The sequence below is a fragment of the Chromohalobacter canadensis genome (assembly GCF_029544075.1).
Taxonomy (GTDB): domain Bacteria; phylum Pseudomonadota; class Gammaproteobacteria; order Pseudomonadales; family Halomonadaceae; genus Chromohalobacter; species Chromohalobacter canadensis_A.
Genome location: NZ_JAJQJH010000001.1, coordinates 399,256 through 424,859, shown reverse-complemented (window position 1 = coordinate 424,859; position 25,604 = coordinate 399,256). Strand labels below are relative to the sequence as shown.

The following is a 25,604-nucleotide window of genomic DNA, read 5'->3' as shown; positions in this document are numbered from 1 at the left end:
GGCATGCGTGCGAAGGAGACTATATGACCCATCCACAGAATCAACATCCGCCACAGGACGCACGTACCTTGCCGGCGCGCGATCACGATGCCAGCGAGACCCTGCTCGAACGCGTGCGCCAAGCCGCGGCGACCGGCACGGCGCTGCGCCTCGTCGGGGGTGGCAGCAAGGGGTTCTATGGTCGACCGGTCGCCGGCGAAACGCTCTCGCTGGCCGAGCACACCGGCATCGTCAACTACGACCCCGTCGAACTGGTGGTCACGGTACGCGCCGGCACCCGCCTGGCCGATCTGCAAGCCGTGCTGGCCCAAGAGGGACAGCAACTGGCCTTCGAGCCGCCCCATTTCGGCGAGAATGCGACCGTGGGCGGCACGGTGGCCTGCGGGCTTTCCGGCCCACGCCGTCCGTGGGCCGGCAGCGTGCGCGATTTCGTGCTCGGCACACGCATGATCACCCATGACGGCAAGCGGCTGCATTTCGGTGGCGAGGTCATGAAAAACGTCGCTGGTTACGACCTTTCGCGGCTCATGGTCGGCGCCCAGGGCACGCTCGGCATCATCGACGAGGTCTCGTTCAAGGTGTTGCCGCGCCCCGCCGCCAGCGCCACGTTGCGCCTCGAGATGGGGCTGGGCGACGCCATGGCACGCCTCGCCGAATGGGGACGCAAGCCGATGCCCATCACCGGCGCCGCCCACGACGGCGAGACCTTGCATCTGCGGCTCGAGGGAGGTGCCAGTTCGGTGGCCAATACCCAGGCGCAACTGGGTGGCGAGCCGGACGATACGGCGTTCTGGACGCAACTGCGCGAACTCGAACTGGCGTTCTTCTCGCGCCGACACGACGACCGCCCGCTCTGGCGGCTATCGCTACCGCATCGCGCGCCGCCTCTGGTACTCGACGGCGACACGCTCGTCGACTGGGCCGGCGCCCAACGCTGGCTGCGCAGCGAGCTTCCCGCCGCAACGATTCGCCAGCACGCCGCTCAGGCCGGCGGCCATGCCACCCTTGTCGACCGTGACCGAGCGCACGGCGTCGACGCGCCGTTCACACCGCTTTCCGTGGTGATGGATAAGTATCATCGCCAGCTCAAGGCCAAGCTCGACCCAAGGGGGATCTTCAATCCCGGGCGACTCTACGAGGGGCTATAGCCATGCAGACGAATTTCACTGACGAGGCGCTACGCCAGCCGCACATTCGCGAGGCCGACCGCGTCCTGCGATCGTGCGTGCACTGCGGCTTCTGCAACGCCACCTGCCCGACCTATCAACTGCTGGGCGACGAGCGCGACGGCCCGCGCGGGCGCATCTACCTGATGAAGGAGCTGCTCGAAAGCCGCGACGATGACGACCAGGTCACCCACGAAACGCAAACCCACCTCGACCGCTGCCTGAGCTGTCGCAACTGCGAGACCACCTGCCCTTCGGGGGTCGAGTACCACAAGCTGCTCGACATCGGGCGCGCCGAAGTGGACCGCCGTGTGGGACGCTCTACCAGGGAGCGAGCCCTGCGCTACGGGCTGCGCAAGGCGCTGGTCGAGCCCCGGCGGTTTCAAGCGTTGCTCGCCCTGGGCCAGACTTTCCGCCCGCTGGCGCCGACCTCGCTGAAGGCCAAGATCCCGCCCCGCGCGTCCCGCGCGGGACGTACCGCGCCCGCGGCACATACCCGCCGCATGCTCGTGCTCGAAGGCTGCGTGCAACCGGGGTTGTCGCCGAACACCAATGACGCCGCGACCCGCGTTCTCGACCGGCTGGGCATTGCCCTGAGCTCGGCCCCCGCGGCAGGCTGCTGCGGCGCCATCGACTATCATCTCAATGCCCAGGAGGCTGGCCGCGAGCGCATGCGGGCCAACATCGACGCCTGGTGGCCATACATCGACCAAGGCGTCGAAGCTATCGTGCAGACCGCCAGCGGCTGCGGGGCGTTCGTCAAGGAATACGGCGACATGCTCGCCGACGACCCGCGCTACGCCGACAAGGCCAGACGCATCAGCGCCCTGGCCAAGGACCTGGTGGAAATCCTGCGAGAAGAAGACCTGGAAGCATTGACGATTCACGGCGACGCACGACTCGCCTTCCATTGCCCTTGCACGCTGCAGCACGCCCAGAAACTGGGCGGCGCAGTGGAAAGCGTGCTCGGCCGCCTGGGATTCACACTATCCCCGGTGCGCGATCCCCATCTATGCTGTGGATCGGCCGGTACCTACTCGATCACCCAGCCCGCCTTGGCAACACAGTTACGTGACGACAAGCTCGACGCGCTCGAGGCCGGACATCCCGACGAAATCGTCACCGCCAACATCGGATGCCAGACTCACCTGAGCGGCGCAGGGCGCACCACCGTCCGGCACTGGATCGAAGTCGTCGATGAGGCGCTAACATCGGCACCGAATGACGAGGCGCGGACAGCGTAGCTCGTAGCTCACATTTCCCACAGGAGGCCTGCATGAAAACTCAAGCCGTACTCGAACTCAGTGACGTCAATCGGCTGCTCGACGCCGGGCAACAGGAAGCCGAGGCCAATGGCTGGGCGGTGACCATCGCCGTGGCCGATGCCGGCGGCCATCTGCTCGGCTTGCGCCGCCTGGACGGCGCGGCCCCGTTCAGCGCCGGGATTGCCACCGAAAAGGCCCGCAACGCCGCCATCGGCCGCAAGGAAACCCAGGCCTTCGAGGACATGATCAACAATGGCCGCACCGCCTTCGTCAGCGCGCCGATGCAGGCGTTGCTCGCCGGTGGCGTGCCGGTGATCGTCGAGGGCAACGTCATCGCCAGCGTCGGCGTTTCCGGCGTCAAACCCGATCAGGATGTCCAAGTCGCCAAGGCCGCCGTCGCCGCTGTGGCATGACCCCGCCCCGTCATGAGATACGCCGCCGGCGTATCTCTGACTCCCATCACCTTCTTCCCCCTGGTTAGCCCGCGAGATTGCGCTGTCGTTGCCATACTGCTAGCACCCTACGATAGTTAAAAAGCCGGAATGCCACAGAGACTCTCGCCATGAGTAGCGCTGAGGCGTTCCGCCGTCAGTGAATTGCATTACGATCGACGGTGGAATGATCTTCTTCATCGGTATGCGGTATTTTTCTACTACCCATTGTGTAGATTTACCACTCTACTCTTAAGGTAACTTTTAAACACAAAAACACCTCTTTTCACCAAACACATAACATAATAATACCAATATAATCATTATTGACATAAATGCCCACGCATCCTTAAATAAAGACATAATTAATACTAGGGAGCAAGGGTGATGCGCAGCCTGAATAAACAACAAACAGACAATGTTTTTATATTGCTAGAGAACACTCGTTGCTCAAGCGATCACCGCGCTTCATTGCTGTTCGAAAACCCCGAATACGAAGTAATTTGTTACCGCAACGATGCATTGCAAGGCGCGTTGCGAGAGCTCGATGAGTTGCGTGAGCAAGGCTATTACGTATCCGGTTACCTCGCCTACGAAGCGGGCTATGCGCTTGCCGACAAGCCGGATTTCAAGTTTTGCAAGCGCGCCAAGAGCGATGCCCCACTCGTGCATTTCTATGCGTTTCGCAACGTGCGCCGTTTATCGCAGCACCAAGCCAGCCGGTTTCTCGAAGCGCGCACGCCCGACACGACACCCGCAGCCATTCGCCACTTAGCGCTCAACGCGCGACGCGAAGAATATCTCGACAACATCAACAAGATAAAATCTTATATTCGAGAAGGCGATACTTATCAAGTCAATTACACGCTAAAATATCGTTTCGAATATCAAGGCGCACCCATCGCGCTGTATCGCAAACTCCGCAGCCGCCAGAAAGTCGAGTTCGGTGGACTGCTCAACTTTCCGGAATACGCGGTACTATCGTTATCGCCAGAGCTATTCCTGCGTAAACAAGGCACGGAACTGGAATCAAAGCCCATGAAGGGCACCTTCCCACGCGGCACATCGGCCGAAGAGGATGCCGATATTCTCGACACGATGCGCAACGATACGAAGACACGCTCCGAGAACGTGATGATCGTCGATTTGCTGCGCAACGATGTCAGCCGCGTCGCCTCGCCAGGCTCCGTGGCGGTCAAAAACCTGTTCGAGATACAGACCTTCGAGACGCTGCATCAGATGATTTCCACGGTGACCGGCAAGATCGACGCCAACGCCAGGATCGAGCAGGTATTCCGCGAGCTATTCCCCTGCGGCTCGATAACTGGCGCCCCCAAGATACGTACGATGCAGATCATCGAAGAGCTGGAGCGCGAGCCGCGCGGCGTCTATACCGGCGCGATCGGCTACCTGACGCCTCATAACGATTTCTGCTTCAACGTGCCCATCCGCACCTGCATCGCGCATGCCGATGGCCATGCGGAGATGGGAATTGGCGGCGGCGTGCTTCATGAGTCCGACCCTGAAGCCGAATACGAGGAATGCCTGCTCAAGGCGCGCTTCTTGAGCGGGCTCAATCAGGACCTGCAACTCATAGAAACCATGCGTTATCGGGCGAATGACGCTCATATCGAGCATCTCGAGAAACACTTGCAACGGCTGTCACACGCGGCACGCGATCTCCACTTCGTCTACGCGGCCGCCAGCGTCCGCCTGGCGCTCGCCGAAGCCATCGACGGACTCGAGCAAGACACACGGGTGCGCCTTGCCCTGGCCCACGACGGCCAGTTCGATATTACCACCACGTCGCTGGGGCCCGAGGACGAAGCGCCATCTGCGGCGCGACTGGGCATTAGTGACCATCCCATCGACCAGCACGCCTTCCTGCTGCATTACAAGACCACCGCACGCGATCTCTACGATAGCGAATATCGGCGACATCAGACTCAAGGCGACTATGACGTCGCCTTCCTCAATCACGACGGTCGGGTAACCGAGGCAAGTCGCCATAACCTATTCATCGAGAAGGACGGCTTGCTGCTGACACCGCCCCTCGACGAAGGCGTACTGCCCGGCATCGCCCGCGACACACTCATCGAAGCGAGTTGTGAGCGCTGTTGCGAACGCCCGATCACGCCGCGGGATCTACTCGACGCCGACGCCATATGGCTGACCAACGCCGTGCGTGGCGTTATACCGGTCACGCTCAGCGAGCAGGCCATACAAACCCTTACCGCCTGGGCGGGCCAGGAGGCTACCTATGCTGTGTCTCATTGATAACTACGATTCGTTCACTTACAACATCGTGTCCTACCTCAACCAACTGGGCGTCCAGCCCTGGATCGTCAAGAATGACGCGATGACGCTTGACCAACTGGCGAGCCACGATATCGAAGGCATCTTGATCTCGCCGGGGCCCTGCACGCCATCACAGTCCGGTATTACGCTCGAGGTCATCAAGGCCTACGCGGGTAAGGTCCCGATTCTGGGCATCTGCCTGGGACATGAAGCGATCGCCGAGGCCTTCGGTGGGTATATCGAACATGCTCGCGAGGTCATGCACGGCAAGGTATCGCACGTACACCATGACGGACGTGGCGTGTTCGCCGGGGTCAGCCAACCGGTGCGCGTGACGCGCTACCACTCGCTGATCGTTACTCGCCAGCGCATGCCCGCCGATTTCGAGATCAGCGCCTGGACCTGTGACGCACAGGGCAATATCGAGGACGTCATGGGCATCCGGCATCGCGACCTGGACATCGAAGGCGTGCAGTTTCATCCCGAGTCCATCCTCACCGAGCATGGCCACCTCATGCTGGCGAACTTCCTTCGCCGACTCGATCAACATCGCCCAACGCTAGGAAAAGCGGCCGGCTTCTAGGTAGATATCTCAGGGAAAGATCCACACATGTACACCGGCACCGACAGCCCCATGACGGCACGTGAAAACGAGATACTCGCGCGCCTCACCGAGAGCTGGAATCAGCGCGTTGCGGTGCGCAAGGCGCGGCTCGATCTGAATGACTATTACGACACCACGGCGCCGGACTTTCCGCCGTCGATGGTGCCGTTCTGGAACGACCCGCGTTTCCAAGCCATCGACGAGACAAAAAAACGCCGTGTCCTCGCCGGCGCCTGGATCAACTACAACGAGAAGACAATCTGCGTCGAGGACAAGGTCATCAATCCCATGTGTTCGTTGCTGCTTCGGGATGCCCTGCCCGGCGTCGGCGATAGCGTAACCAAAAAGGCCATCGCCCAGACCCAAGTGGACGAGCAGTTCCACATCCTGATGTGCCTGGAGGTCTGCGACTGCGCACGCCGCCAGCACCAGCTACATGACTTGCACATTCCCACGCCTCTGCTCGAGCAGCGCATGGAGACAGCGCTTTCCAAGGCGGACAACGAACGCGAGTTCGCCCTGATCCGGATGGCCTACGCCACCGTGGCCGAAATGACCATCAACGTGTTCTTGAAACGTCTTTCACAGGACCGCGGCATCCAGCCACTCAACCGTCTGAACACCGAGCTTCACCGTCAGGACGAAGCCTCGCATGCCGCCATTTTCGGTGAGATCGCCCGTGCCGTTTACGAGCGTCTCGGGACCGGACAGCAAGCCATCTTTCGTGCCCACCTGATGCGCGCCATCGACGACTTCATCGAACTCGACGTGGGCTTCTGGAGGGCCATTCTCGACTATCTGGCGATTCCCGAACGCGAGAGCATACTGCAAGACATGGCCTCGAAGAGCCGAACGAACCGCTCACTTCGCGATTACAGCGCACTGGTCAAACTGTTGCGGCAGATCGGCATTCACGAGGGATCGAGCTTCGTTTTCCAATAACACGGCACCGCGCGACCGAAGGCCATGCCTTGGCGCACCCAGGCGCCAAGGCGGCATCAAAGTGGGGCAGGCTCAGCGCGCGTGGAATTCACGTCCGGCCAGGGTCGGCGCGATCACGCCCGCGCGCACCACGAAGTCGCCGAAGGCCTCGCCTGCCTCGCGCTCGTCAGCGTAGCGCTGAATCAGCGGCGTGAGCTCCTTGAGAATAGTCGCCTCGTCGATGTTCTCACGGTAGAGCTTGTTGAGGCGCTCGCCGGCAAAACCGCCTCCCAAATAGAGGTTATAGCGTCCCAAGGTCTTGCCCACGAAGCCGATCTCCGCCAGGTAGGGTCGCGCACAACCGTTGGGGCACCCCGTCATACGTACGATGATGGCATCATCGTCCAGGCCCGCGTCATGCATGATCGCGTCCAGACGGTCGATCAGCGACGGTAGGTAGCGTTCGCTTTCGGCCATCGCCAGACCGCAGGTGGGGAATGCCACACAGGCCATCGCATGACGGCGCAGCGGCGTCGCCTCGACCGTCATCCGGTAGCGATCCAACAGCTCGTCGATGATCTCGCACCGCACCTCAGGCACCTGGGTGATGATCAGGTTCTGGTTGGTGGTCAGCACGATATCGCCATCGTGCGCCTGGGCGATCTCGCGCATGCCCGTCATGAGCTGCGGCCCGCCATCGACATCCGCCAGGCGGCCGTTCTGAACGAACAGGCCATAATGCCAAAAGCCGTCTTCACCCTGATACCAACCGAGCCGGTCGCCGTTATGAGTGAGCGGCAATTCGAGTGCCGGCGCCAGCGACTCGCCCAAGTACTCCTCGACGCGCTCGCGGAATCCTTCAACGCCCAAGGCCTCGACGGTATATTTGAGGCGCGCCTGCTTGCGATCATGGCGATTGCCGTTATCACGCTGCACGAGCATGATCGCCTCCGACACGGCGGCCACACGATCCGGCGTACAGTAACCGACGATGTCGGAAAGCCGCGGAAAGGTCGCGGTCTCACCGTGTGTCATGCCCATACCGCCGCCGATGCAAACATTGAAGCCCTTGAGCTCGCCCGCCTGTACGTCGGCGATGAAGCCGACATCGTGGGCGAACACATCGACATCGTTTTCAGGCGGAATCGCCAGCGCGACCTTGAACTTGCGCGGCAGATAGTGCCGCGTATAGAGCGGCTCGACCTCGTCATCGGTTTCCTGAGACCCACCCGCCACACGCTCTTCGCCGAGGAAGATCTCGTGATAGGCCCGAGTCCGCGGCAGCAGGCGAGTGCTGATCTCATGCGCGAGGTCGTAGACCTGACGGTGCACCGGCGATCGGTGCGGGTTGGCACTGCAGATCACGTTGCGATTGACGTCGCCACAGGCGGCGATGGTGTCCATCATCGACTTGTCCAACGCCTGCAAGTGGCCGCGCAGGTTTTCCTTGAACACCCCGTGATACTGAAAGGTCTGGCGCGTAGTGATACGCAGTGTGCCGTTGGCATAGCGCCTAGCGTTGTCATCCAGCGTCAACCACTGTTCAGGCGACACCCGCCCACCGGGTAAGCGCAGGCGCACCATGAACGAATACAGCGGCTCCAGCTTGCGATGGCGACGGTCGTCGCGCACATCACGATCATCCTGCTGATAGAAGCCGTGAAATTTGGTCAGCTGGGTGTCCGCTTCATTGACCGCGCCGGTGGCCCGGTCGGCCAAGCTCTCCTCCAAGGTGCCATACAAATAGTGGCTCTCGACCTTGAGCCGTTCGTTGGGGTGCAGCTCGTCGAGCGACACGTCACGCATCTTGGCGATGATATCCATGTCGATCTCCTCAATAGACGTCGCGCTGATAGCGCTTTTGCTGCTGCAGGTCACGCAGGTACTCGGCAGCGGCTTCCTCGTCGTATTCACCCTGCTCACGAATCACATCGAGCAGGGCCTGGTGGACGTCCGGCGCCATGCGCTCGGCATCGCCGCACACGAAGACATAGGCCCCGGCCTGTAGCCAATCATAGAGATTGGCAGCCTGTTCGCGCAGACGATCCTGCACATAAACCTTGTCTTGTTGATCGCGGGAGAACGCCACGTCCAATCGCGACAGAAGCCCTGTCTTGCGCCATTGCAGCCATTCGGCCTGATACAGGAAGTCGCTTCGCCGCCGCCGGTCGCCGAAGAACAGCCAGTTGTCACCGCTCGCCCCACGCGCTTCGCGCTCCTGGAGAAAGGCCCGAAACGGTGCCACACCCGTGCCCGGACCAATCATCACAATGGGTGCCGCGTCATCGTCGGGCAGCTTGAAGTGCTTGTTGTGATCGATGTAAATCGGCACTGAATCGCCGGGCTGCACGCGATCGGCGAGATAAGTCGTCGCCACACCGCCGCGAGCGCGACCGTGGGTCTCATAGCGCACCACGGCCACCGTGAGATGCACTTCGTCGGGAGACGCGGCCTGGCTCGAGGCAATCGAGTACAAGCGCGGCGGCAACTTGCGCAGCGCACGAATGAAGGTGTCCGCCTCCAGCCCCTCGACCGGAAAATGCTCCAGCACATCAATGATATGCCGCCCCTGCAGCCACTCGCGCAGCTCGTCGCGCGATTCCTCGTCGAGCAGGCGACGTAGCTCAGCATCATCGCTGATCTCGGCCCAATGATTGAGGAAGGGACGCGTCAGCGTGGTGACCTCGAAATCGTTGAGCAAGGCATCGCGCAGCTGGCGCCCTTCCTCGAACGGTGCCTCACCATCCAGTCGCAAGGCGGCCAGCAATTCATCGACATAAACAGGATCGTTCTGCGGCACGACACCCACGGCGTCGCCGGGACTATATTCCAGGCCCGATTCCTCCAGTGAGAGCTCGATATGCAGGGTCTGCTTGTCGGAATCCTGGGTATTGAGTGGTTGCGCCTCCAGCACTTCCGCCTGGAAGGGATGTGAACGCGAGTAGGTCGCGGCTGCGCCACCGGACGTACCCGACGCCGGCCCCGGCGCAGCACTCCCCGAGAGCGCGGCGAAAGCCTCGAGCGTCGCATCGATCCATTGCGTGGCAGCCTCTTCGTAGTCGACATCAGCGTCGACCCGCGCACACAGGCGCTGCGCGCCCAGGGCCTCGAGCCGCGAATCGAGCACCTTGCCGGACTCGCAGAAATATTCGTAACTGGCGTCGCCGAGTCCAAAGACGGCGAAGCGATGGTCGTCACTCAAACGTGGCGCCTTGCGTCCGGCCAGCAACTCGTAAAAGCCCAAGGCGCTATCCGGTGGGTCGCCATCGCCCTGAGTACTGACCACCGCCATCAGTCGAGTGGCCTGCTTGAGGTCTTGCTTGCCGAAGGACGCCATATCCTTCAGCTCGACGTCGAGCCCCCAGGCGCGTGCGCGCTCGGCCGCCTGTTCGGCCACGCCTTCGGCATTGCCGGTCTGGCTGCCAAAAAGCACGGTCAGCGGCTCACCGGGCGCCGAGGTCGGCGACTCGGCGGCTGCCGGCGCGTCATGCGCATCCAGACCGGCTAGATAGCCCTGCAACCAAGCACGCTGCCGGGCGTCGAGATCGGCCAGCGCGTCATTGAGCCGCCGCGCCTGATCGGCGCTAAGGGGGCTGTTCGATTCGGACAAGCGTCCTTGCGACATTGGACCTCTCACCGTTGCGTAAATGCTCGGAAAACGAAAACCTCTAGACTAGCAAGTCTGAAAAGAATGAAAAATTCTAAAGCGCGATTTTTATATTCCCATAAGGATTAAAGGACAAAACCGAGCCCCGGGCATCATTTGCCTGCGAACCACCTGGCCTCTCCGGCAACGACTCTCTAGACTAGAGCCATATCTTGAGCGCTTCATCCTTCCAAGGAGACACCATGAACGACTCCGCCGTCACCCCCCAGTGGATCGATATCGCTTCCCACGACGGTCAGACCTTCAAGGGCTATCTGGCCCTACCACCCGCGGGCAAGGGCCCCGGTATCGTATTGATTCAGGAAATCTTCGGCGTTAATGCCCACATCCGCAGCGTTGCCGAACAATACGCCCAGGACGGCTACGTGGTGCTCGCACCGGATGTCTTCTGGCGTCAGGAGCCGGGCGTGGAGCTTACCTATGAAGGCGCCGACATGGACAAGGCCTTCAAGCTCGTCGGCGACATCGACTTCACGGTGGCCGTCAAAGATCTCGCCAGCACGACCCAGGCATTGCGCCAGCGCGCCGAATGCGAAGGCGACATCACCGCTATCGGCTACTGCATGGGCGGTATACTCGCCTATCTGGCCGCCATTGAGTCAGGCGTCGACCGCGCGGCGAGCTTCTACCCCGGAGGCATCCACAAGCACTTGGACAAGGCGCCGCGTCTCGACGTACCGGTACAGTTCCATTTCGCCGGCAACGACGGGCATATCCCCGCCGAGACCGTCGACCAAGTCCGCACCACCTTCGCCGACCGCGACGACGTCACAATCAATGTCTACGACGGTGCCGATCACGGTTTCAACTGCTGGGCACGTAGCGCCTACCACCGTCACGCGGCTGCGCTTTCCCATGGTCGCACCCTGGTCTTCCTCGAAGGCCAGGACTGACCTCGGCGAGGCCCACGATCCCGAGAAACCCTCGCCTGAGGGTTTCTCGTCACCAACGAACGGACGCCCCGGCGTTTTCCATGGAGTCCCGCATGTCATATCGCCTCTTTATCGCCAATAAGAACTACTCGTCCTGGTCCATGCGCGCATGGGTGGCACTCAAAGCGCTCGATATCCCCTTTGAAGAGGTACTGACACCATTCGAGGGCGCCGGCCTTCAAACGGCTTTTACATCGTTCTCGCCCACCGCCAAGGTGCCGTGCCTGCATGAGGGCGACAACGTGGTCTGGGACTCGTTGGCGATCATCGAGTATGTCGCCGAAGCCCACCCGGTCCTCTGGCCTCAATCACGAGCTGCCCGGTCTTGGGCACGTTGCGCCACCGCCGAAATGCATTCCGGCTTCCCGGCCTTGCGTGACGAATGCTCCATGAACTGTGCGTTGCGTATTGAACTGGGTACGCCGAGCGAGGGACTGCAACGGGACCTGGATCGCCTGGAGACCCTATGGTGCGAAGGCTTGAAACGTTTCGGCGGCCCGTGGCTGGCAGGCGAACGTTTTACGGCCGTCGATGCTTTCTTCGCCCCAGTGGCAGTGCGCATTCACGGCTATGACCTGCCGCTCGGAGAAACAGCGTTAGCCTATGTGCAACGCCTACTCGAGCACCCCAGCGTCGCTGACTGGATATCCCAGGGCATCGCCGAGCCCTGGGTCGACGAGCCCCATGAGCAGGACTGCCTACGCGGCCGGCGCGTCCTTGCAGATCGCCGCGCATAATCACCACGCTCCCGCACCGCTCACCGAGCGGTGCGCCCTTCCACCGCAGCTCGATAATCGACGAACACCTTGTTTCATCATCTAGAACGCCTGTGTCACCGCCACCGCCTCGGACACGCCTGCTTCGCCACTTCCCATCTCAAAATATTAATTTAAAAACAACAAGTTAATAAATTACGAGCTACCCCGAACATTACCTCGTGAAACACGAGGTCAATGGAGACATGCTCGCTCGGCATGGCGCCGCGAGCCGGAACGTGACCGGCAACCTCATGAGATGGCTTCTCATTTACATTTGTTCTCGTTTACTATTCCACGCATTCGAACCTAGGACACCTGCATTCGGTATCGACCAGCACGGTATTCACCATCAGGAGCCTCTCATGACCTCGCTACGACACCTATGCATGGCGACTGCCGGTATTGCCGCGCTTTCCGCGACACTTCCGGCCAACGCCAAATCCCTGGAGACCGCCTTCGGTACGGTAGAGATCGACGACGATCCCTCGCGTGTCGTCACGCTTTATACCAACGCACTGGATAGCGCGCTGACGGCGGGCGTGGCCCCTTTAGGAGCGGTCGCTACCCGAGGCGGTGACGGCGTCGCGCGTTACCTCAGCGAGCAGGCCGGGGATATCGAGATCGTCGGCACACCGCGTGAGACCAACATCGAAGCCGTGGCGGCGCTCAAGCCAGATGTCATTCTGGCTTCTCCGCGACTACCCGAGGCTCAGTACGACCTACTGTCGCACATCGCCCCGACCGTGGTGCCAGATGTCAAGCCCTACCAAATGGATAGCTGGGAGAATGAGGCACGGGTCTATGGCGAGGCACTCGGGCGCAGCGACGCCATCGATGACGCCATCGCCGAGGTCAATGCCAAGGCCGAGACGTTGAGTGAACATCAGAACGACTCTCCGAGCGCCAGCTTGATTCGCTGGATGCCGCAAGGCGCGCTCGTGATGGCGCCGCAAATCTTCTCCAACACACTCCTCAGCAAAAGCGGTTTTGCGGTCGACGACGGCGGTACCGCCAAAGAGGGACGCCCGCACAGCGACCCGTTGAGTCTCGAGAACCTCTCACGGATCGATAACGATTGGTTGTTCCTGGCCACGCTGAACGCCGAAGGCGACGAAGCTTACGAGGCGGCCAAGCAATCGCCGGCCTTCGAGCGTCTCGATGTCGTTCAGCGCGATCAGGTGGTTACCGTCGACGGTCAGTTGTGGACCAGTGCTACCGGGCCGATGGCGGCAAGGGCCATACTCGACGATATCGCCTCCGCCATGGATACGGCCCAATGATGGCGTCCACGGATGCCTAAGCACTTGATGGTGACGATGCTCTCATGCGTGTCCTGACTCATTGCCTGTCATTCGGCAAGCCGCGCTCATTGATCGGCCTGTGGCTTGGCTTGAGCGGACTGCTGGCCGCCATTGCGCTGTTGAGCTTGCTGTATGGGGCCGGTGATGTCGGCCCTGCACGCGCCTGGCAAGCACTGCAGGACTTGGGCGCCGCCGCTTCATACGATAGCGAGGCTCATTTCGTGATCGCCGAGCTACGCGCCCCCCGGCTGTGGATCGGCCTGGTGGTGGGCGCCGCACTGGGTATCGCGGGCGCGTTACTTCAGGCCGTAACGCGCAACCCGCTGGCGGAACCCGGGCTGCTGGGCGTCAGCGCAGGGGCTGCATTCGCCGTGACGCTGGCGATCCTGTGGGGCGCCGATACCGCCACGCTACGCGTCTCGGTCGCCCAACTCGGTGCCCTGGGCGGTTGTCTCTGCGTACTTGCTGCCGCGCGCCTGCAAGGCATCGGCAGTGATCCCATCCGCCTCATCCTGGCCGGCGCCATCCTGTCGGGCCTGTTGCATTCGTTATCGTCGCTGATCCTCCTCTACGACCAGCACACGGCGGATGAAATTCGCTTCTGGGTGGTGGGCAGCCTCGCTGGCCGCCAACTCGACGACCTGGTGCCGCTATTCCCCACCCTGGGAGTGGCCACATTGCTGACCATCCTCCTCGCGCGCCCACTGGCGGCGCTGGCGCTCGGTGAGCACGTCGCCATCGGGCTCGGGCATCATCCTCGCGTCGTGCGTCTGCTGGTAATCGTGGTCGTCGCCCTTCTAGTGGGTGGCGCCACCGCCGCGGCCGGCCCCATCGCCTTCGTAGGGCTGGTAGTCCCCTTCGCCGCACGCGCACTGGCCGGCCCCGACATTCGGCGCACGCTATGGTTATGCCTGCCGTTGGGCCCTATCGTCGTCGTCAGCGCGGATATCGTCTCGCGGCTCGTGGTGCCGCCTTCCGAACTCCCGCTGGGCGTGCTCACGGCGCTGATCGGTGCTCCGGTACTGATCGGCGTGGTGCGTGGCCGCCGGCTGCCGACGCTCTAGGCCGTTTATGCCCGACTCTGTATCCACGACATCTTCCATGGGACACGCCATGACGTCCCCCGCTGATACCCCGAACGCAGTGCGCCAGGATAAGTATTACCTCGCGTTGCCGCTGGGCCAGCGCTCCCCGCTGCGCGTGATCGTCGACAAGCGCAACCTGCTCGCCAATCTGCTGCTGTTAGGGCTCCTGATACTGCTGGCAGGCGCCTCACTGAATATCGGCAGCGCCGCGTCGCTATCGCTGCCGGCGACGCTTCGCGCCTTGCTAGGCGACGGCAGCCCACTCGACACCTTCGTGATTCAAGAATTGCGCTTGCCACGCGTGATTGCAGGCATCGTTACCGGTGGCGCCTTTGCGCTGGCCGGTTGCCTGATGCAGACCGTCGCGCGCAACCGCCTGGCGACGCCGGGGATCGTCGGTCTCGATAACGGCGCCACCGCCTTTGCCGTGGCCTCTGTGGTGGGCACCGGCATCAGCCTGGCGCCACCGGCCATGGCCCTGACCGGCGCCGCCGTCGCCGCAGCACTCACCTTCGGCTTGACGGGCCGCATCGGCGTGCGCGGGTATCGCTTCCTGGTCGCCGGCATCGGCGTCGGGGCCGTCTTTGGTGCCCTAACCCAACTCATGTTGACGCGGGTCTCCATCGACGCCGCCAATGCGGCCTACCCGTGGACGGTAGGCAGCCTCAATGCCCGCCCCGATCACGCAGTACTGAGCCTGTCCCTGGCATTGCCGCCCGCGTTGCTGGCTGGCATATGGCTGACCCGCTCGCTCACCGTATTGCGACTTTCCGACGCCGTCGCCATCAGTTTGGGCATCGCGGCGGGACGCTGCCGGATGGCCGCCCTGAGCGTCGCGGTGATTCTCACCGGGCTCGCCGTGGCGGTCGCGGGACCGGTGGGAATGGTGGCATTGATCGGCCCGGAGTTTGCGCGTCAGCTCAGCGCCAAGAACACGGTACCCGTGGTCGGAGCGACCCTCGCCGGGGCGGTGGTCATGGTCGCCGCCGACCTGCTCGGGCGCATGCTGCTCGCACCCATCGAGATCCCCGTGGGGATCGTCACCGCCCTGATCGGCAGCCCACTACTGCTGTGGATACTCTTGAACCCCAATGCCAGGACCGCGCCATGACACACGACGCCCCAGCCTGCGAGCGTGACACTGCTCAGCCCGACACCGCACCGGATATGACGGCGCCGGATATGGCGACTCAGGGCTTGTCGCTGGCGTACGGCTCGGTCGCGGTCATCGAGGATCTCGACCTGCAACTACCCGCTGGCCAGGTCACGGCCATCGTTGGCCCCAATGGCTGCGGCAAGTCGACACTGCTGGCCGGGCTGTCGCGGCTGCTCAAACCCCGGGGCGGCACGGTGCTGCTCAACGGCACGGACATCCGGCACCAGCCGACCCGCCAACTGGCCAAGCGGCTGGCACTATTGCCGCAGCAGCCGCATGCCCCCGAGGCGTTGACCGTCGCTGAACTGGTGCGCTTCGGTCGGCATCCGCACCAGAGCTGGCTGCGCCAATGGTCCCTCGAGGACAAACGTATCGTCGATGAAGCACTGGATATGACAGGGCTCACGCCGCTTGCCCAGCGTCCCGTCGACGCGCTTTCCGGGGGCCAGCGCCAACGCGCGTGGATCGCCATGGCCATCGCCCAGCAGACCGCAACGCTGCTGCTCGACGAACCCACCTCGGCGCTCGACCTCGGCCATCAGGTCGAAGTCTATGAGCTCATCCAATCACTCGCCGCCTCGGGCAAGACCATCGTCATGGTCATCCACGACCTGGTCAGCGCATGTCGCTACGCCGACCACCTGATTGCCATGCACCAAGGCCATGTCATCGCCGAGGGGCTGCCCGGCGAGACGGTCACACCTGAGCTGGTCAGGCGACTGTACGGTGTCGAGTGCTCGCTGATCACGGACCCCGCCACGGGTGCGCCGCTTCTCACCAACGTTCGCCGAACGCGCGACGCCCTCGACGGCAGTGCGACCTAGCGGACATCGGTGGCCCTATCACCAACGCACGTCTCTGGCTACCATCACGCCATATCCGGCAACGGGCGACAGGCCTGGTGCCACGCCTTTCGCCGTCAGCAAGGAAAACACCATGCGTGATACGTTTCACTTCTACGAGCCACGCCAAGGACACGAGCTGCCTCACGATCCATTCAATGCCATCGTCGGACCGCGACCCATCGGCTGGGTTTCCTCCCAGGATCGCGACGGCCACTTGAACCTGGCGCCTTATAGTTTCTTCAATGCCTTCAATTACACCCCGCCAATCGTGGGCTTCTCCAGCATCGGCTATAAGGACAGCGTGCGTAACATCGCCGCCACCGGCGAGTTTTGCTGGCACTTGGCGACCCGACCGCTCGCCGAGCAGATGAACGCCAGCTGCGCCAGTGTGGCACCCGAGGTCGACGAGTTCGCGCTAGCCGGCCTCACGCCGCGCGCTTCCCAGGTCGTCGACGTGCCTCACGTCGCCGAAGCTCGCGTCGCCTTCGAGTGTCGGTTGAGTCAGGTGATTCAGCTCCACTCCGCCGCCGGTGAGTCGCTCGAGACTTGGCTGGTGCTGGGCGAAGTCGTCGGCGTGCACATCGACAAGCAACTGCTTCACGAGGGCGTCTACCAAACCGCCGCAGCCCACCCCATCCTGCGTGGCGGCGGCCCCGCCGATTACTTCGAGATCAGCGCCGAGCAGAACTTCAAGATGGCTCGCCCGAAATAACGACACCCTCGGCATCGGCGCTTGAATGCGAGCATGTGCCGCCGCCCGTGTTGTCCCATACTTGTTGTTCCATACTGTCAGTGCCCCGACGTTGCATGAGCGACGCAAAGGGGCGCAAATGGCAACCTTCCCGAAACGACCGTTAACCATGAAGGAGGCAGAACATGGCAGGCGGATGGTCAAAAGACGGCGCCGTCCAGGAGCAGATCGACAGCACCATCGAGGACGCCCTGGAACGCGCGCGTAGCGAGCTACCCAGCGGGGAAAGCCTCGAATACTGCGAAGAATGCGGCGACCTGATTCCACAGGCACGACGTGAAGCGATAAAGGGCGTGCGGTTGTGCATCGCATGTCAGAGCGAGCGCGACAAGCAGCGCACCACCGTCAGTGGATACAATCGACGCGGCAGCAAGGACAGCCAGTTGCGCTAGCCCCTTGTCTGACGCCCCCTTCTTGCACGTCTGAACCTACCTGTGTGACGTCGAGCGGGCGTGATATGCCACGTCTTGATCGGGCGCTCGGCCGTTGCGGTCACCCACTTTCCTTCCCCTTTGCCGATCACATTTCTCCTGCTTCCATCCGTTCAAACGGTGTCTTCCTCGCCGATCCAGGGCTGGCTGCAGCATGTACGAGTCCACTCTCCTCTCGACCTGTATCCCGGACTCCTCCAGGGAAGACTATCGTCGACCATGGCTTCACAAATCCATTTGAAGATTGTATAAAATATAAAACCTAACAAGATCGAATGAAGGTGCCTTATGAAACGCATTCACGTCATCGACTCCCACACGGCGGGAGAGCCGACACGACTGGTCATGGAAGGCATACCGGCGCTTTCGGGTCGCACCATCGCCGAGAAATGCGACGACTTCCGCGACAATCACGATGCATGGCGACGGGCCGTCATGTTGGAACCGCGTGGGCACGACGTACTGGTCGGCGCGCTGTACTGCGCGCCCGAGTCCCACGATGCCAGTTGCGGGGTCATCTTCTTCAACAACAGCGGGTATCTCGGCATGTGCGGCCACGGCACCATCGGGCTGGTGGCATCACTGCATCACCTGGGGCAGATGACGCCGGGGTGCCACAAGATCGATACGCCGGCGGGCCCCATCAACGCCACGCTGCATGACGACGGCGCCGTGACCGTGCGCAATGTCCTCTCCTACCGCCATCGCCGCCGGGTCCCCGTCGAGGTGCCGGGGTACGGCGTTATCCACGGCGACATTGCCTGGGGCGGCAACTGGTTCTTCCTGGTCAGCGATCACGGCATGGCCATCGAACTCGACAACGTCGAGGCTCTCACCGACTACACCTGGGCCATTCGTCAGGCACTGGAGGCCCAATCGATCACCGGGGAAAACGGCGGCGTCATCGACCACATCGAGCTCTTCTGCGACGACCGCGAAGCCGACAGCCGTAACTTCGTGCTGTGCCCCGGAAAGGCCTATGACCGCTCGCCCTGCGGCACCGGCACCAGCGCCAAGCTCGCCTGTCTCGCCGCCGATGGCAGGCTGGCACCGGGGCAGACCTGGACTCAGGCAAGCATCTGCGGCAGCCGCTTCGAGGCCTCCTACGAATGGGAGGGCGAGCGCATTCGTCCTTCGATCAAGGGACGCGCCTATCTCAGCGCCGACGCCACCCTACTGATCGATGAGCAGGACCCGTTCGCCTGGGGCATCACGCGTCAGTAACCCAACTTCTCTCGACGATTCAGCGCCGGTCATCACGGCGATACCGCTGCGCTGAGCTTCTTGCATGCAATAGACCAACCTTAGAGGAACAACGATGAACGATGCCATCTTTACCGGTTGCATTCCCGCACTGATGACGCCCTGCACCGCCGACCGCCAGCCAGATTTCGACGCTCTGGTCGCCAAGGGCCGTGAACTGATCGAACTGGGAATGAGCGGCGTGGTGTACTGCGGCTCCATGGGCGACTGGCCGCTGCTGAGCGAAACGCAACGTCAGGAAGGCGTCGCACGGCTGGTCGAAGCGGGCATCCCGACCATCGTCGGCACCGGTGCGGTCAACTCCAAGGAAGCTGTTTCCCATGCGGCGCATGCGGCCAAGGTCGGCGCGCATGGACTGATGGCCATTCCCCGCGTCCTGTCCCGCGGCACGTCCGCCACCGCGCAGAAGGCTCACTTCTCGGCCATTCTGGACGCTGCACCCAACCTGCCGGCCGTGATCTACAACAGTCCGCACTATGGCTTCGCCACTCGCGCCGACCTGTTCTTCGAATTGCGCGCCCAACACCCGAACTTGATCGGCTTCAAGGAGTTCGGCGGCGCCGATGACCTGCGTTACGCGGCGGAACACATCACTTCCCAAGACCGGGACGTCACCCTGATGGTCGGCGTCGACACCACCGTATATCACGGCTTCGTCAACTGCGGCGCCACCGGCGCCATCACCGGTATCGGAAACGCCCTGCCCCGTGAAGTATTGCATCTCGTCGCACTCAGCAAGAAAGCCGCCCAGGGGGACGTCGTCGCACGCCGCCAAGCCAAGGAGCTCGAAGAAGCCCTCGGCGTGCTGTCTTCCTTCGACGAAGGCGCCGATTTGGTGCTTTATTACAAGCACCTGATGGTCCTTAACGGCGAAAACGAGTACACGCTTCATTTCAATGAAACCGACGTGCTTAGCGACGCCCAGCGTCATTACATTGAAGCCCAGTACGATCTGTTCCGTACTTGGTACGCCCATTGGTCGGCCGCCCACGACGGCGCCTGAGCGATACATCACAGGTCGATGCCGAGGAGTCTGCCCCGCGCCTCGATGAACGGCCCTCGGCTCGACACACAGGGATCCTCCAAGGCGTGGACTTATGACCAAGCCATGGAAGACGGCCTCGTCATGGACATTCATTGCAGTTTGTATACAGTGTGCAAAATCACTCCTTCGGCAGAGGCAGACTATGGCGACCTACAAGACACGGGCGCAATTCGTCGCGGACGACCTGCGCGGGCGCATATTGGGCGGGGAATTCAAGGGCGGTACCCAGTTGCGTCAGGATGCCTTGGCCAATGACTACGATGTCAGTCGCATCCCTGTTCGCGAAGCCCTGCTGACCCTGGAATCCGAAGGACTTGTCGAGTTTCATGCCCACCGAGGTGCCTTCACCACCGAGCTTTCGGTGGCCAAGATTCGCGAACTTTTCGATCTGCGCGTTTTGCTTGAGACCTACGTGCTGCGCCACGCCATCAATGGCCTCACCGACGCGGATCTGAAAAAGGCCGAAGACATCCTGCTCAAGTACGATAAAGCGCTGAATTCCGGCGGCGACATCGATAACTGGAGCGAGTATAACTTCGCCTTCCATCAGGCGCTTTACGCCCCGGCCGAGCTACCTGAAACTCTCTCCTTGATTAGCCAGTTGAACACCAAGTCCGATCGCTACATTCGCATGCAACTGGTCTACACACAGGAAATCGAGAAGGCCGAACAGGAGCATCACGGACTGCTCGAACTGGCGCGTCAGGGCGATGCCGACAAGGCTTGTGAGTTGTTGAAGACGCATATTCAGGAAGCCTGCGAAGGCATCGTCGCCCTGCTGGAAGAGCGCGCTAAACAGCCCGAAACATCATGATCGGCGCCTCATAAACCGGCTCTCGCCCATCAAGCGCTAGCGTTTCTCTTCAACACTATCCAACCACCCCGCGTCGGACCTTCGGCCATCATTCGAGCCAGCGCCGGCGTGTCGATATCTCCCTTTTTACTCGCCCGAAGTGCCCACCCAAGGCGCTGAGGCAGCCCCATGCCCCGCCGTCATCCACCGCCAATAACGTCATTCACGTGATACGTCTCGACTTTGGTCGACGCGGTATTGAAGCCGACAACGACATATCTTATATTTTATACAATCGACAAAGACAAAGTGCGCCACCCACGAGGAAACCTCCATGGGCTCACAGGATCAAGCTTTTCACGACGGTACCAATTACGCCGACGTCACCGTCATCGGCGCCGGCGTGGTTGGTATCGCCAGCGCCCTCACGCTGAGTCGCCGAGGCTTGAACGTGATGGTGGTGGACAAGCAGGCGCCGGGCATGGGGGCTTCCTTTGGCAATGCGGGCCACATGGCGACCGAGCAGGTCTTTCCCATCGCCGATGCGTCGATCCTCAAACGCCTGCCTGGCATGCTGATGGATCCCACGGGGCCGCTACGCCTGGATTGGCGTTATCTTCCCCGGGCGCTGCCCTGGTTCACCCGCTTGCTGTCGAATCTGCGCCCAGCCCCCTACCAGGCCAGCGTCAGTGGGCTTCGTGCACTCAACGAGACGAGCCTCGACGCCTGGCGCAGGCTCCTCGACACGGTCGATGGCGCTCACCTGTTGAAGGAAGATGGCTCCTTCATGGTCTACGAGCAGGAAAGCTCATTGGCCGACCTGCAAGCACTGCAGTCCCGCATGGCGGCGCAGGGCGTGCCGGTCGAATCCTGGTCGGGAAACGCCATCCGCGATGTGGCGCCGCAACTGTCCGAGTCGATTCGCGGAGGCCTGTTCTTCCCTTCGACCGGTCACGTCGTCGACCCGCTAGCGGTCGTCCAGCGCCTGGTGGCCACCGCCAAGGCCGAGGGCGTCAAATTCTGCCAAGACGAAGTCGTCTCCGGCCACGTTCATGCCCAGGGAGTCACACTCGAGACGACCGCCCTGGGGCGGCTCCACGGCCGCCAGGTGTTGGTGGCCTGTGGCGCTCACTCGGCACCGCTTACCGCCAGCCTTACCGGTACGCGGGTACCGCTGGATACGGAGCGTGGCTACCACTTGATGCTCCCCGGCGAGCAATCGCGTCTGCCCACGGCGGTCACATCGCTGGAGCGTCGTTTCATCATGACACCGATGTTGGACGGCCTGCGCCTGGCAGGCACCGTCGAATTCGCGGGGCTGAAGCGACCGCCCAACATGGAAAGGGCCTGGCAGCTGCATCGCTTGAGTCAGGGTCTTTTCAAGACGCCACTCGATACCACCGAGGCAACGCCCTGGATGGGCTTTCGCCCCTCGCTTCCCGATTCGCTACCCATCATCGATAGCGCGCAAGACGGCAGGGTACTGCTGGCGTTCGGGCATCACCATCTGGGGCTTACCCAGGCCGCGGTTACGGCTGAGCTGATAGCAGAGCTGGCAACGTCAGACGCCACGGGCTCTGGTACATCCCGGCGCACTCCCTCTGCCCACGACCGAGCACTTCCCGAGCTGAAACCCTATCGGCTCGATCGCTTTTAAGCGTCATACATTCATCCAAGACAACAAGATCAAAGGAGACATCATGTCCTCATCCCAAAGCCCCGCAAGACTGCCCAATATGATAGAGGTGCTGGCCGTCATGGTGGGCTTCATCGCCATCATGTTCCTCAGCATCAACGTACTCGGCCTTCCCATCCAGCTTGCGCTGTTCGCCTCCTGGTTCCTGGTCATGGCACTCGGCCTCAAGCTCAAGATGGCTTATGCCGACATGCAGCGAGGCCTCATCGACGGCATTCATAACGGCATGGAGGCGGTACTGGTTCTGACCACCGTCGGCGCGCTGATCGGCACCTGGATCGCAGGGGGCATCGTGCCCAGCATCATCTACTACGGGTTGACGGTCATGAACCCGCAGATATTCCTGTTCGCCGCGTTCGTCATCTGCGCCCTGACCTCGCTATCCACCGGCACCTCCTTCGGGACTGCGGGCACCGCCGGCGTCGCCATGATGGGCATCGGTCACAGCTTCGGCATTCCGCTCCCACTGGTAGCCGGTGCGGTCATCTCCGGCGCTTACGTCGGCGACAAGATGTCGCCGCTGTCCGATACCACGGTGATGACCGCCTCGCTGTGCAAGGTCAATCTGATCGATCATATCCGTTCCATGCTGACGGTCAGCGCCCTCGCCATTCCGGTTGCCTCCATTCTGTTCCTGGTCGTCGGCTTCTTCTATGTGAGCGGTGACGTGGACACCTCACGCGCCACTGTCGCCATGCAAGCGCTCGAGAGCAACTTCACCATCAGTCCCTGGCTGCTACTGCCGGCGGCGATCGTGATCGGGTTGCTGACTCGCCGCTATCCGGCCATTCCGGTCATCACCTTCGGGGCGGTTCTGGGCAGCATCTGCGCCTGGTGGGCACAGGGGACCGGTCCCATCGATGCCATTCGCATCGCCTACGTGGGCAACGACATGCAATCCGACGTGGAGTTTCTGGACACCCTGCTCAATCGCGGCGGCATCGAGTCCATGCTCAGTGTCGTGGCACTGATTCTGTTTGCCTTGGGACTCGGCGGATTGATGAGTCAAGTGGGCATCCTCAAAGCTATCAGCAATGGGTTCTTGCGCTGGGCCAATAACCCGGGACGCTTGACGGTATCGACCATGTTGGGCGGCTTCTTCGGCAACTTCTTCGGCGGCGCGGCTTATGTCTCTTTGATTACCGCCAGTACCATCACCGAGAAGAACTATGACGATCAGGGCGTGGATCGGCGAGTGCTCTCGCGCAATGCCGAAGCCGGCGGCACCATCACCACCCCCATGGTGCCGTGGACCGACGGCGGTGTATTCATGGCCACGACTCTGGGTGTCTCGACCATGTCCTACCTGCCCTTCCTCTGGTACCACATGCTGGTGATCGCGATCACGATTTTCTACGGCTACGCCAACATCGCCATCTGGCGGACCCAGCCCAAGGCGGATAGCCAAGGCAACGCCAACGCGCGGCAAAACTTCCAGGCCTCCTAGCACGTCGCCAGTAGCTCCTTAGTCACCCGACAGGCCCTGCTTCGTGCAGGGCTTTTTCGGTCGCAAGGGGCTTTCCACTACCCAGCCATTGGCTCATGGGCCACGCCCCCGCGTGATACACTAGCGCTCACTTTCGTATCCGCAATGCAGGACGCCGCCATGTCCCTCGACGATCTTCACCTCAACCTTCGCAACTTGACGCCCGAGGACTATCCACAGCTCAAGACGCTGATGGATCGTGTCTATCACGATCTCGGCGGCGCCTGGCCGCAGCGCACCATCGAGCGTTTGATCAGCGAGTTCCCCGACGGACAGATCGTCATCGAGGATGACGAGACACTGGTCGGCGTGGCCTTGACTGCCCGCGTCGACTATGAGGAGTTTTCCAACCCGCACCGCTACGACGATCTGATGGATCAGCGGGAGATCATCCTCAACGCCCCCAAAGGCGACGCCATGTATGGCCTGGACGTGCTGATCGATCCTGCTTATCGCGGCTACCGGCTCGGCAGGCGCCTCTACGAAGCCCGCAAGGATCTGTGCAAATCGTTGAACATGCGGGCCATCCTTGCCGGCGGGCGGATTCCCAACTATCACCAGCACGCCAGCGACATGTCGCCGGCCGAGTACCTGGATCAGGTCTCGCGCAAGGAGATCCACGACCCCATCCTGTCCTTCCAACTGGCCAACGATTTCCAAGTCAAGCGGCTGTTGCGCAAGTACCTGCCGGAGGACGAAAAATCTCAGGGCTACGCGACCCTGCTCGAGTGGAACAACATCCTTTTCGAACCGGCCGAGTCAGTGCTCGACACTCGCAAGACCCAGATTCGGGTCGGCGCGGTGCAATGGCAGATGCGCGAGTTCTCCTCGGTGGAGGCGGTCTTGCAGCAGGCCGAGTACTTCGTCGATGCGCTGTCGGACTATCAAAGCGACTTCGCGGTCTTCCCGGAGCTCTTCAACGCGCCGCTGATGGGCCTGCAGGACCGCGCCGCTCAGCAGGATCAAATCGCTGCCATCCGCTTTCTGGCCGGCTTCACCGAACACTTCAAGACCGAGCTGTCACGCATGGCGGTGTCCTACAACATCAACATCATCGCCGGTTCGATGATCGAGGAACACGACGACGGGCACCTCTACAACATCTCCTATCTCTTCCACCGCGACGGCGACATAGAGGCGCAGGCCAAACTTCACATCACCCCCCAAGAGCGCCGCGACTGGATCATCGAGGGCGGCGATGACCTAAAGGTCTTCGATACCGATGCCGGCCGAATCGGCATCCTGATTTGCTACGATGTCGAGTTTCCAGAGCTCTCACGTCTGCTCGCCGATCAAGACATGGACATCCTCTTCGTGCCGTTCTGGACCGATACCAAGAACGGCTACCTGCGTGTGCGCCACTGCTCTCAGGCACGCGCCATCGAAAACGAATGCTACGTGGTGCTCTGCGGTAGTGTCGGCAACGTGCCCTCGATCGAGAACATGGAGATCCAGTACGCACAGTCCTCGGTGTTCTCGCCTTCGGACTTCGCCTTCCCCCACGATGCGGTGCTGGCCGAAACCACGCCCAATACCGAGATGATCATGTTCTCGGATCTCGACCTGACCCGTCTCACAGTAGTGCGCAACGAAGGCTCGGTCACCAACCTGAAGGACCGCCGCCAGGATCTGTTCGACCTGCGCTGGCGCGACTGGTCGTGGAAATCGGGGGGCCGGCCATCCGGCTCGCGCCAGGAAGACGCTTGAATC

Annotated in this window: 22 protein-coding genes; 20 read left to right on the top strand and 2 right to left on the bottom strand. The window is 61.9% G+C overall.

All coding sequences use genetic code 11. From position 1 onward, the window contains the following. Nucleotides 1–23 precede the first annotated feature (23 nt). The 6 genes from glcE (at nucleotide 24) to LUN51_RS02045 (ending at nucleotide 6,706) form a co-directional block, all read left to right on the top strand. Complete coding sequence (gene glcE / locus LUN51_RS02070) at nucleotides 24–1,148, top strand: glycolate oxidase subunit GlcE (RefSeq protein ID WP_277809920.1); 1,125 nt, start codon at nucleotides 24–26, stop codon at nucleotides 1,146–1,148. 2 nt (nucleotides 1,149–1,150) lie between these two features. Beyond that, complete coding sequence (glcF, locus tag LUN51_RS02065) at nucleotides 1,151–2,410, top strand: glycolate oxidase subunit GlcF (protein ID WP_277809919.1); 1,260 nt, start codon at nucleotides 1,151–1,153, stop codon at nucleotides 2,408–2,410. Nucleotides 2,411–2,442: 32 nt separating this feature from the next. Continuing rightward, nucleotides 2,443–2,844 carry a heme-binding protein gene (locus LUN51_RS02060; RefSeq protein WP_277809918.1) on the top strand — a complete coding sequence of 134 codons (402 nt, stop codon included), beginning with the start codon at nucleotides 2,443–2,445 and terminating at the stop codon, nucleotides 2,842–2,844. Between the two features lie 447 nt (nucleotides 2,845–3,291). Then, nucleotides 3,292–5,139, top strand: a complete 1,848-nt coding sequence (gene pabB, locus LUN51_RS02055) for an aminodeoxychorismate synthase component I (protein WP_277809917.1) — start codon at nucleotides 3,292–3,294, stop codon at nucleotides 5,137–5,139. Continuing rightward, on the top strand, nucleotides 5,123–5,743 hold the full coding sequence (locus tag LUN51_RS02050) for an anthranilate synthase component II (RefSeq protein ID WP_277809916.1): 621 nt from the start codon (nucleotides 5,123–5,125) through the stop codon (nucleotides 5,741–5,743). Before pabB ends, LUN51_RS02050 begins: the two co-directional genes overlap by 17 nt. Nucleotides 5,744–5,770: 27 nt before the next feature. Next, nucleotides 5,771–6,706, top strand: a complete 936-nt coding sequence (locus LUN51_RS02045) for a diiron oxygenase (RefSeq protein ID WP_277809915.1) — start codon at nucleotides 5,771–5,773, stop codon at nucleotides 6,704–6,706. Between the two features lie 72 nt (nucleotides 6,707–6,778). On the opposite strand, the gene LUN51_RS02040 is transcribed toward LUN51_RS02045, so the two are convergent. Further along, nucleotides 6,779–8,509 (bottom strand): NADPH-dependent assimilatory sulfite reductase hemoprotein subunit, encoded by a 1,731-nt coding sequence (locus LUN51_RS02040; RefSeq protein WP_277809914.1) that lies wholly within the window; start codon nucleotides 8,507–8,509, stop codon nucleotides 6,779–6,781. Nucleotides 8,510–8,519: 10 nt separating this feature from the next. Then, a complete protein-coding gene (locus tag LUN51_RS02035) occupies nucleotides 8,520–10,310 on the bottom strand; it encodes an assimilatory sulfite reductase (NADPH) flavoprotein subunit (protein WP_277809913.1) in 1,791 nt (596 codons plus the stop codon). A gap of 224 nt (nucleotides 10,311–10,534) precedes the next feature. Here LUN51_RS02035 and LUN51_RS02030 point away from each other — a divergent pair, with 224 nt between their 5' ends. The 14 genes from LUN51_RS02030 (at nucleotide 10,535) to LUN51_RS01965 (ending at nucleotide 25,601) form a co-directional block, all read left to right on the top strand. Continuing rightward, nucleotides 10,535–11,245 carry a dienelactone hydrolase family protein gene (locus LUN51_RS02030; protein WP_277809912.1) on the top strand — a complete coding sequence of 237 codons (711 nt, stop codon included), beginning with the start codon at nucleotides 10,535–10,537 and terminating at the stop codon, nucleotides 11,243–11,245. Between the two features lie 92 nt (nucleotides 11,246–11,337). After that, nucleotides 11,338–12,021: a glutathione S-transferase family protein gene (locus LUN51_RS02025; RefSeq protein WP_277809911.1), complete on the top strand. Its 684-nt coding sequence runs from the start codon at nucleotides 11,338–11,340 to the stop codon at nucleotides 12,019–12,021. 383 nt (nucleotides 12,022–12,404) lie between these two features. Next, nucleotides 12,405–13,322: an ABC transporter substrate-binding protein gene (locus tag LUN51_RS02020; protein WP_277809910.1), complete on the top strand. Its 918-nt coding sequence runs from the start codon at nucleotides 12,405–12,407 to the stop codon at nucleotides 13,320–13,322. Between the two features lie 44 nt (nucleotides 13,323–13,366). Next, a complete protein-coding gene (locus tag LUN51_RS02015) occupies nucleotides 13,367–14,407 on the top strand; it encodes a FecCD family ABC transporter permease (protein WP_277809909.1) in 1,041 nt (346 codons plus the stop codon). A gap of 49 nt (nucleotides 14,408–14,456) precedes the next feature. Then, complete coding sequence (locus LUN51_RS02010) at nucleotides 14,457–15,539, top strand: FecCD family ABC transporter permease (protein WP_277809908.1); 1,083 nt, start codon at nucleotides 14,457–14,459, stop codon at nucleotides 15,537–15,539. A 56-nt stretch (nucleotides 15,540–15,595) separates the two neighbouring features. After that, a complete protein-coding gene (locus LUN51_RS02005) occupies nucleotides 15,596–16,408 on the top strand; it encodes an ABC transporter ATP-binding protein (protein ID WP_277810179.1) in 813 nt (270 codons plus the stop codon). Between the two features lie 112 nt (nucleotides 16,409–16,520). Next, nucleotides 16,521–17,141, top strand: a complete 621-nt coding sequence (locus LUN51_RS02000) for a flavin reductase family protein (RefSeq protein WP_040242672.1) — start codon at nucleotides 16,521–16,523, stop codon at nucleotides 17,139–17,141. A 164-nt stretch (nucleotides 17,142–17,305) separates the two neighbouring features. Further along, entirely contained in the window at nucleotides 17,306–17,572 is a 267-nt protein-coding gene (locus LUN51_RS01995) for a DksA/TraR family C4-type zinc finger protein (protein ID WP_277809907.1), read from the top strand. Nucleotides 17,573–17,899: 327 nt separating this feature from the next. Next, a complete protein-coding gene (locus tag LUN51_RS01990; protein ID WP_277809906.1) occupies nucleotides 17,900–18,835 on the top strand; it encodes a 4-hydroxyproline epimerase in 936 nt (311 codons plus the stop codon). Nucleotides 18,836–18,929: 94 nt separating this feature from the next. Continuing rightward, entirely contained in the window at nucleotides 18,930–19,877 is a 948-nt protein-coding gene (locus tag LUN51_RS01985) for a dihydrodipicolinate synthase family protein (protein WP_277809905.1), read from the top strand. Between the two features lie 184 nt (nucleotides 19,878–20,061). Then, entirely contained in the window at nucleotides 20,062–20,733 is a 672-nt protein-coding gene (locus LUN51_RS01980; protein ID WP_277809904.1) for a GntR family transcriptional regulator, read from the top strand. 313 nt (nucleotides 20,734–21,046) lie between these two features. Beyond that, nucleotides 21,047–22,369 (top strand): NAD(P)/FAD-dependent oxidoreductase, encoded by a 1,323-nt coding sequence (locus LUN51_RS01975; protein WP_277809903.1) that lies wholly within the window; start codon nucleotides 21,047–21,049, stop codon nucleotides 22,367–22,369. A 43-nt stretch (nucleotides 22,370–22,412) separates the two neighbouring features. Continuing rightward, complete coding sequence (gene nhaC / locus LUN51_RS01970; protein WP_277809902.1) at nucleotides 22,413–23,855, top strand: Na+/H+ antiporter NhaC; 1,443 nt, start codon at nucleotides 22,413–22,415, stop codon at nucleotides 23,853–23,855. 159 nt (nucleotides 23,856–24,014) lie between these two features. After that, nucleotides 24,015–25,601 carry a carbon-nitrogen hydrolase family protein gene (locus LUN51_RS01965; RefSeq protein ID WP_277809901.1) on the top strand — a complete coding sequence of 529 codons (1,587 nt, stop codon included), beginning with the start codon at nucleotides 24,015–24,017 and terminating at the stop codon, nucleotides 25,599–25,601. Nucleotides 25,602–25,604 lie beyond the last annotated feature (3 nt).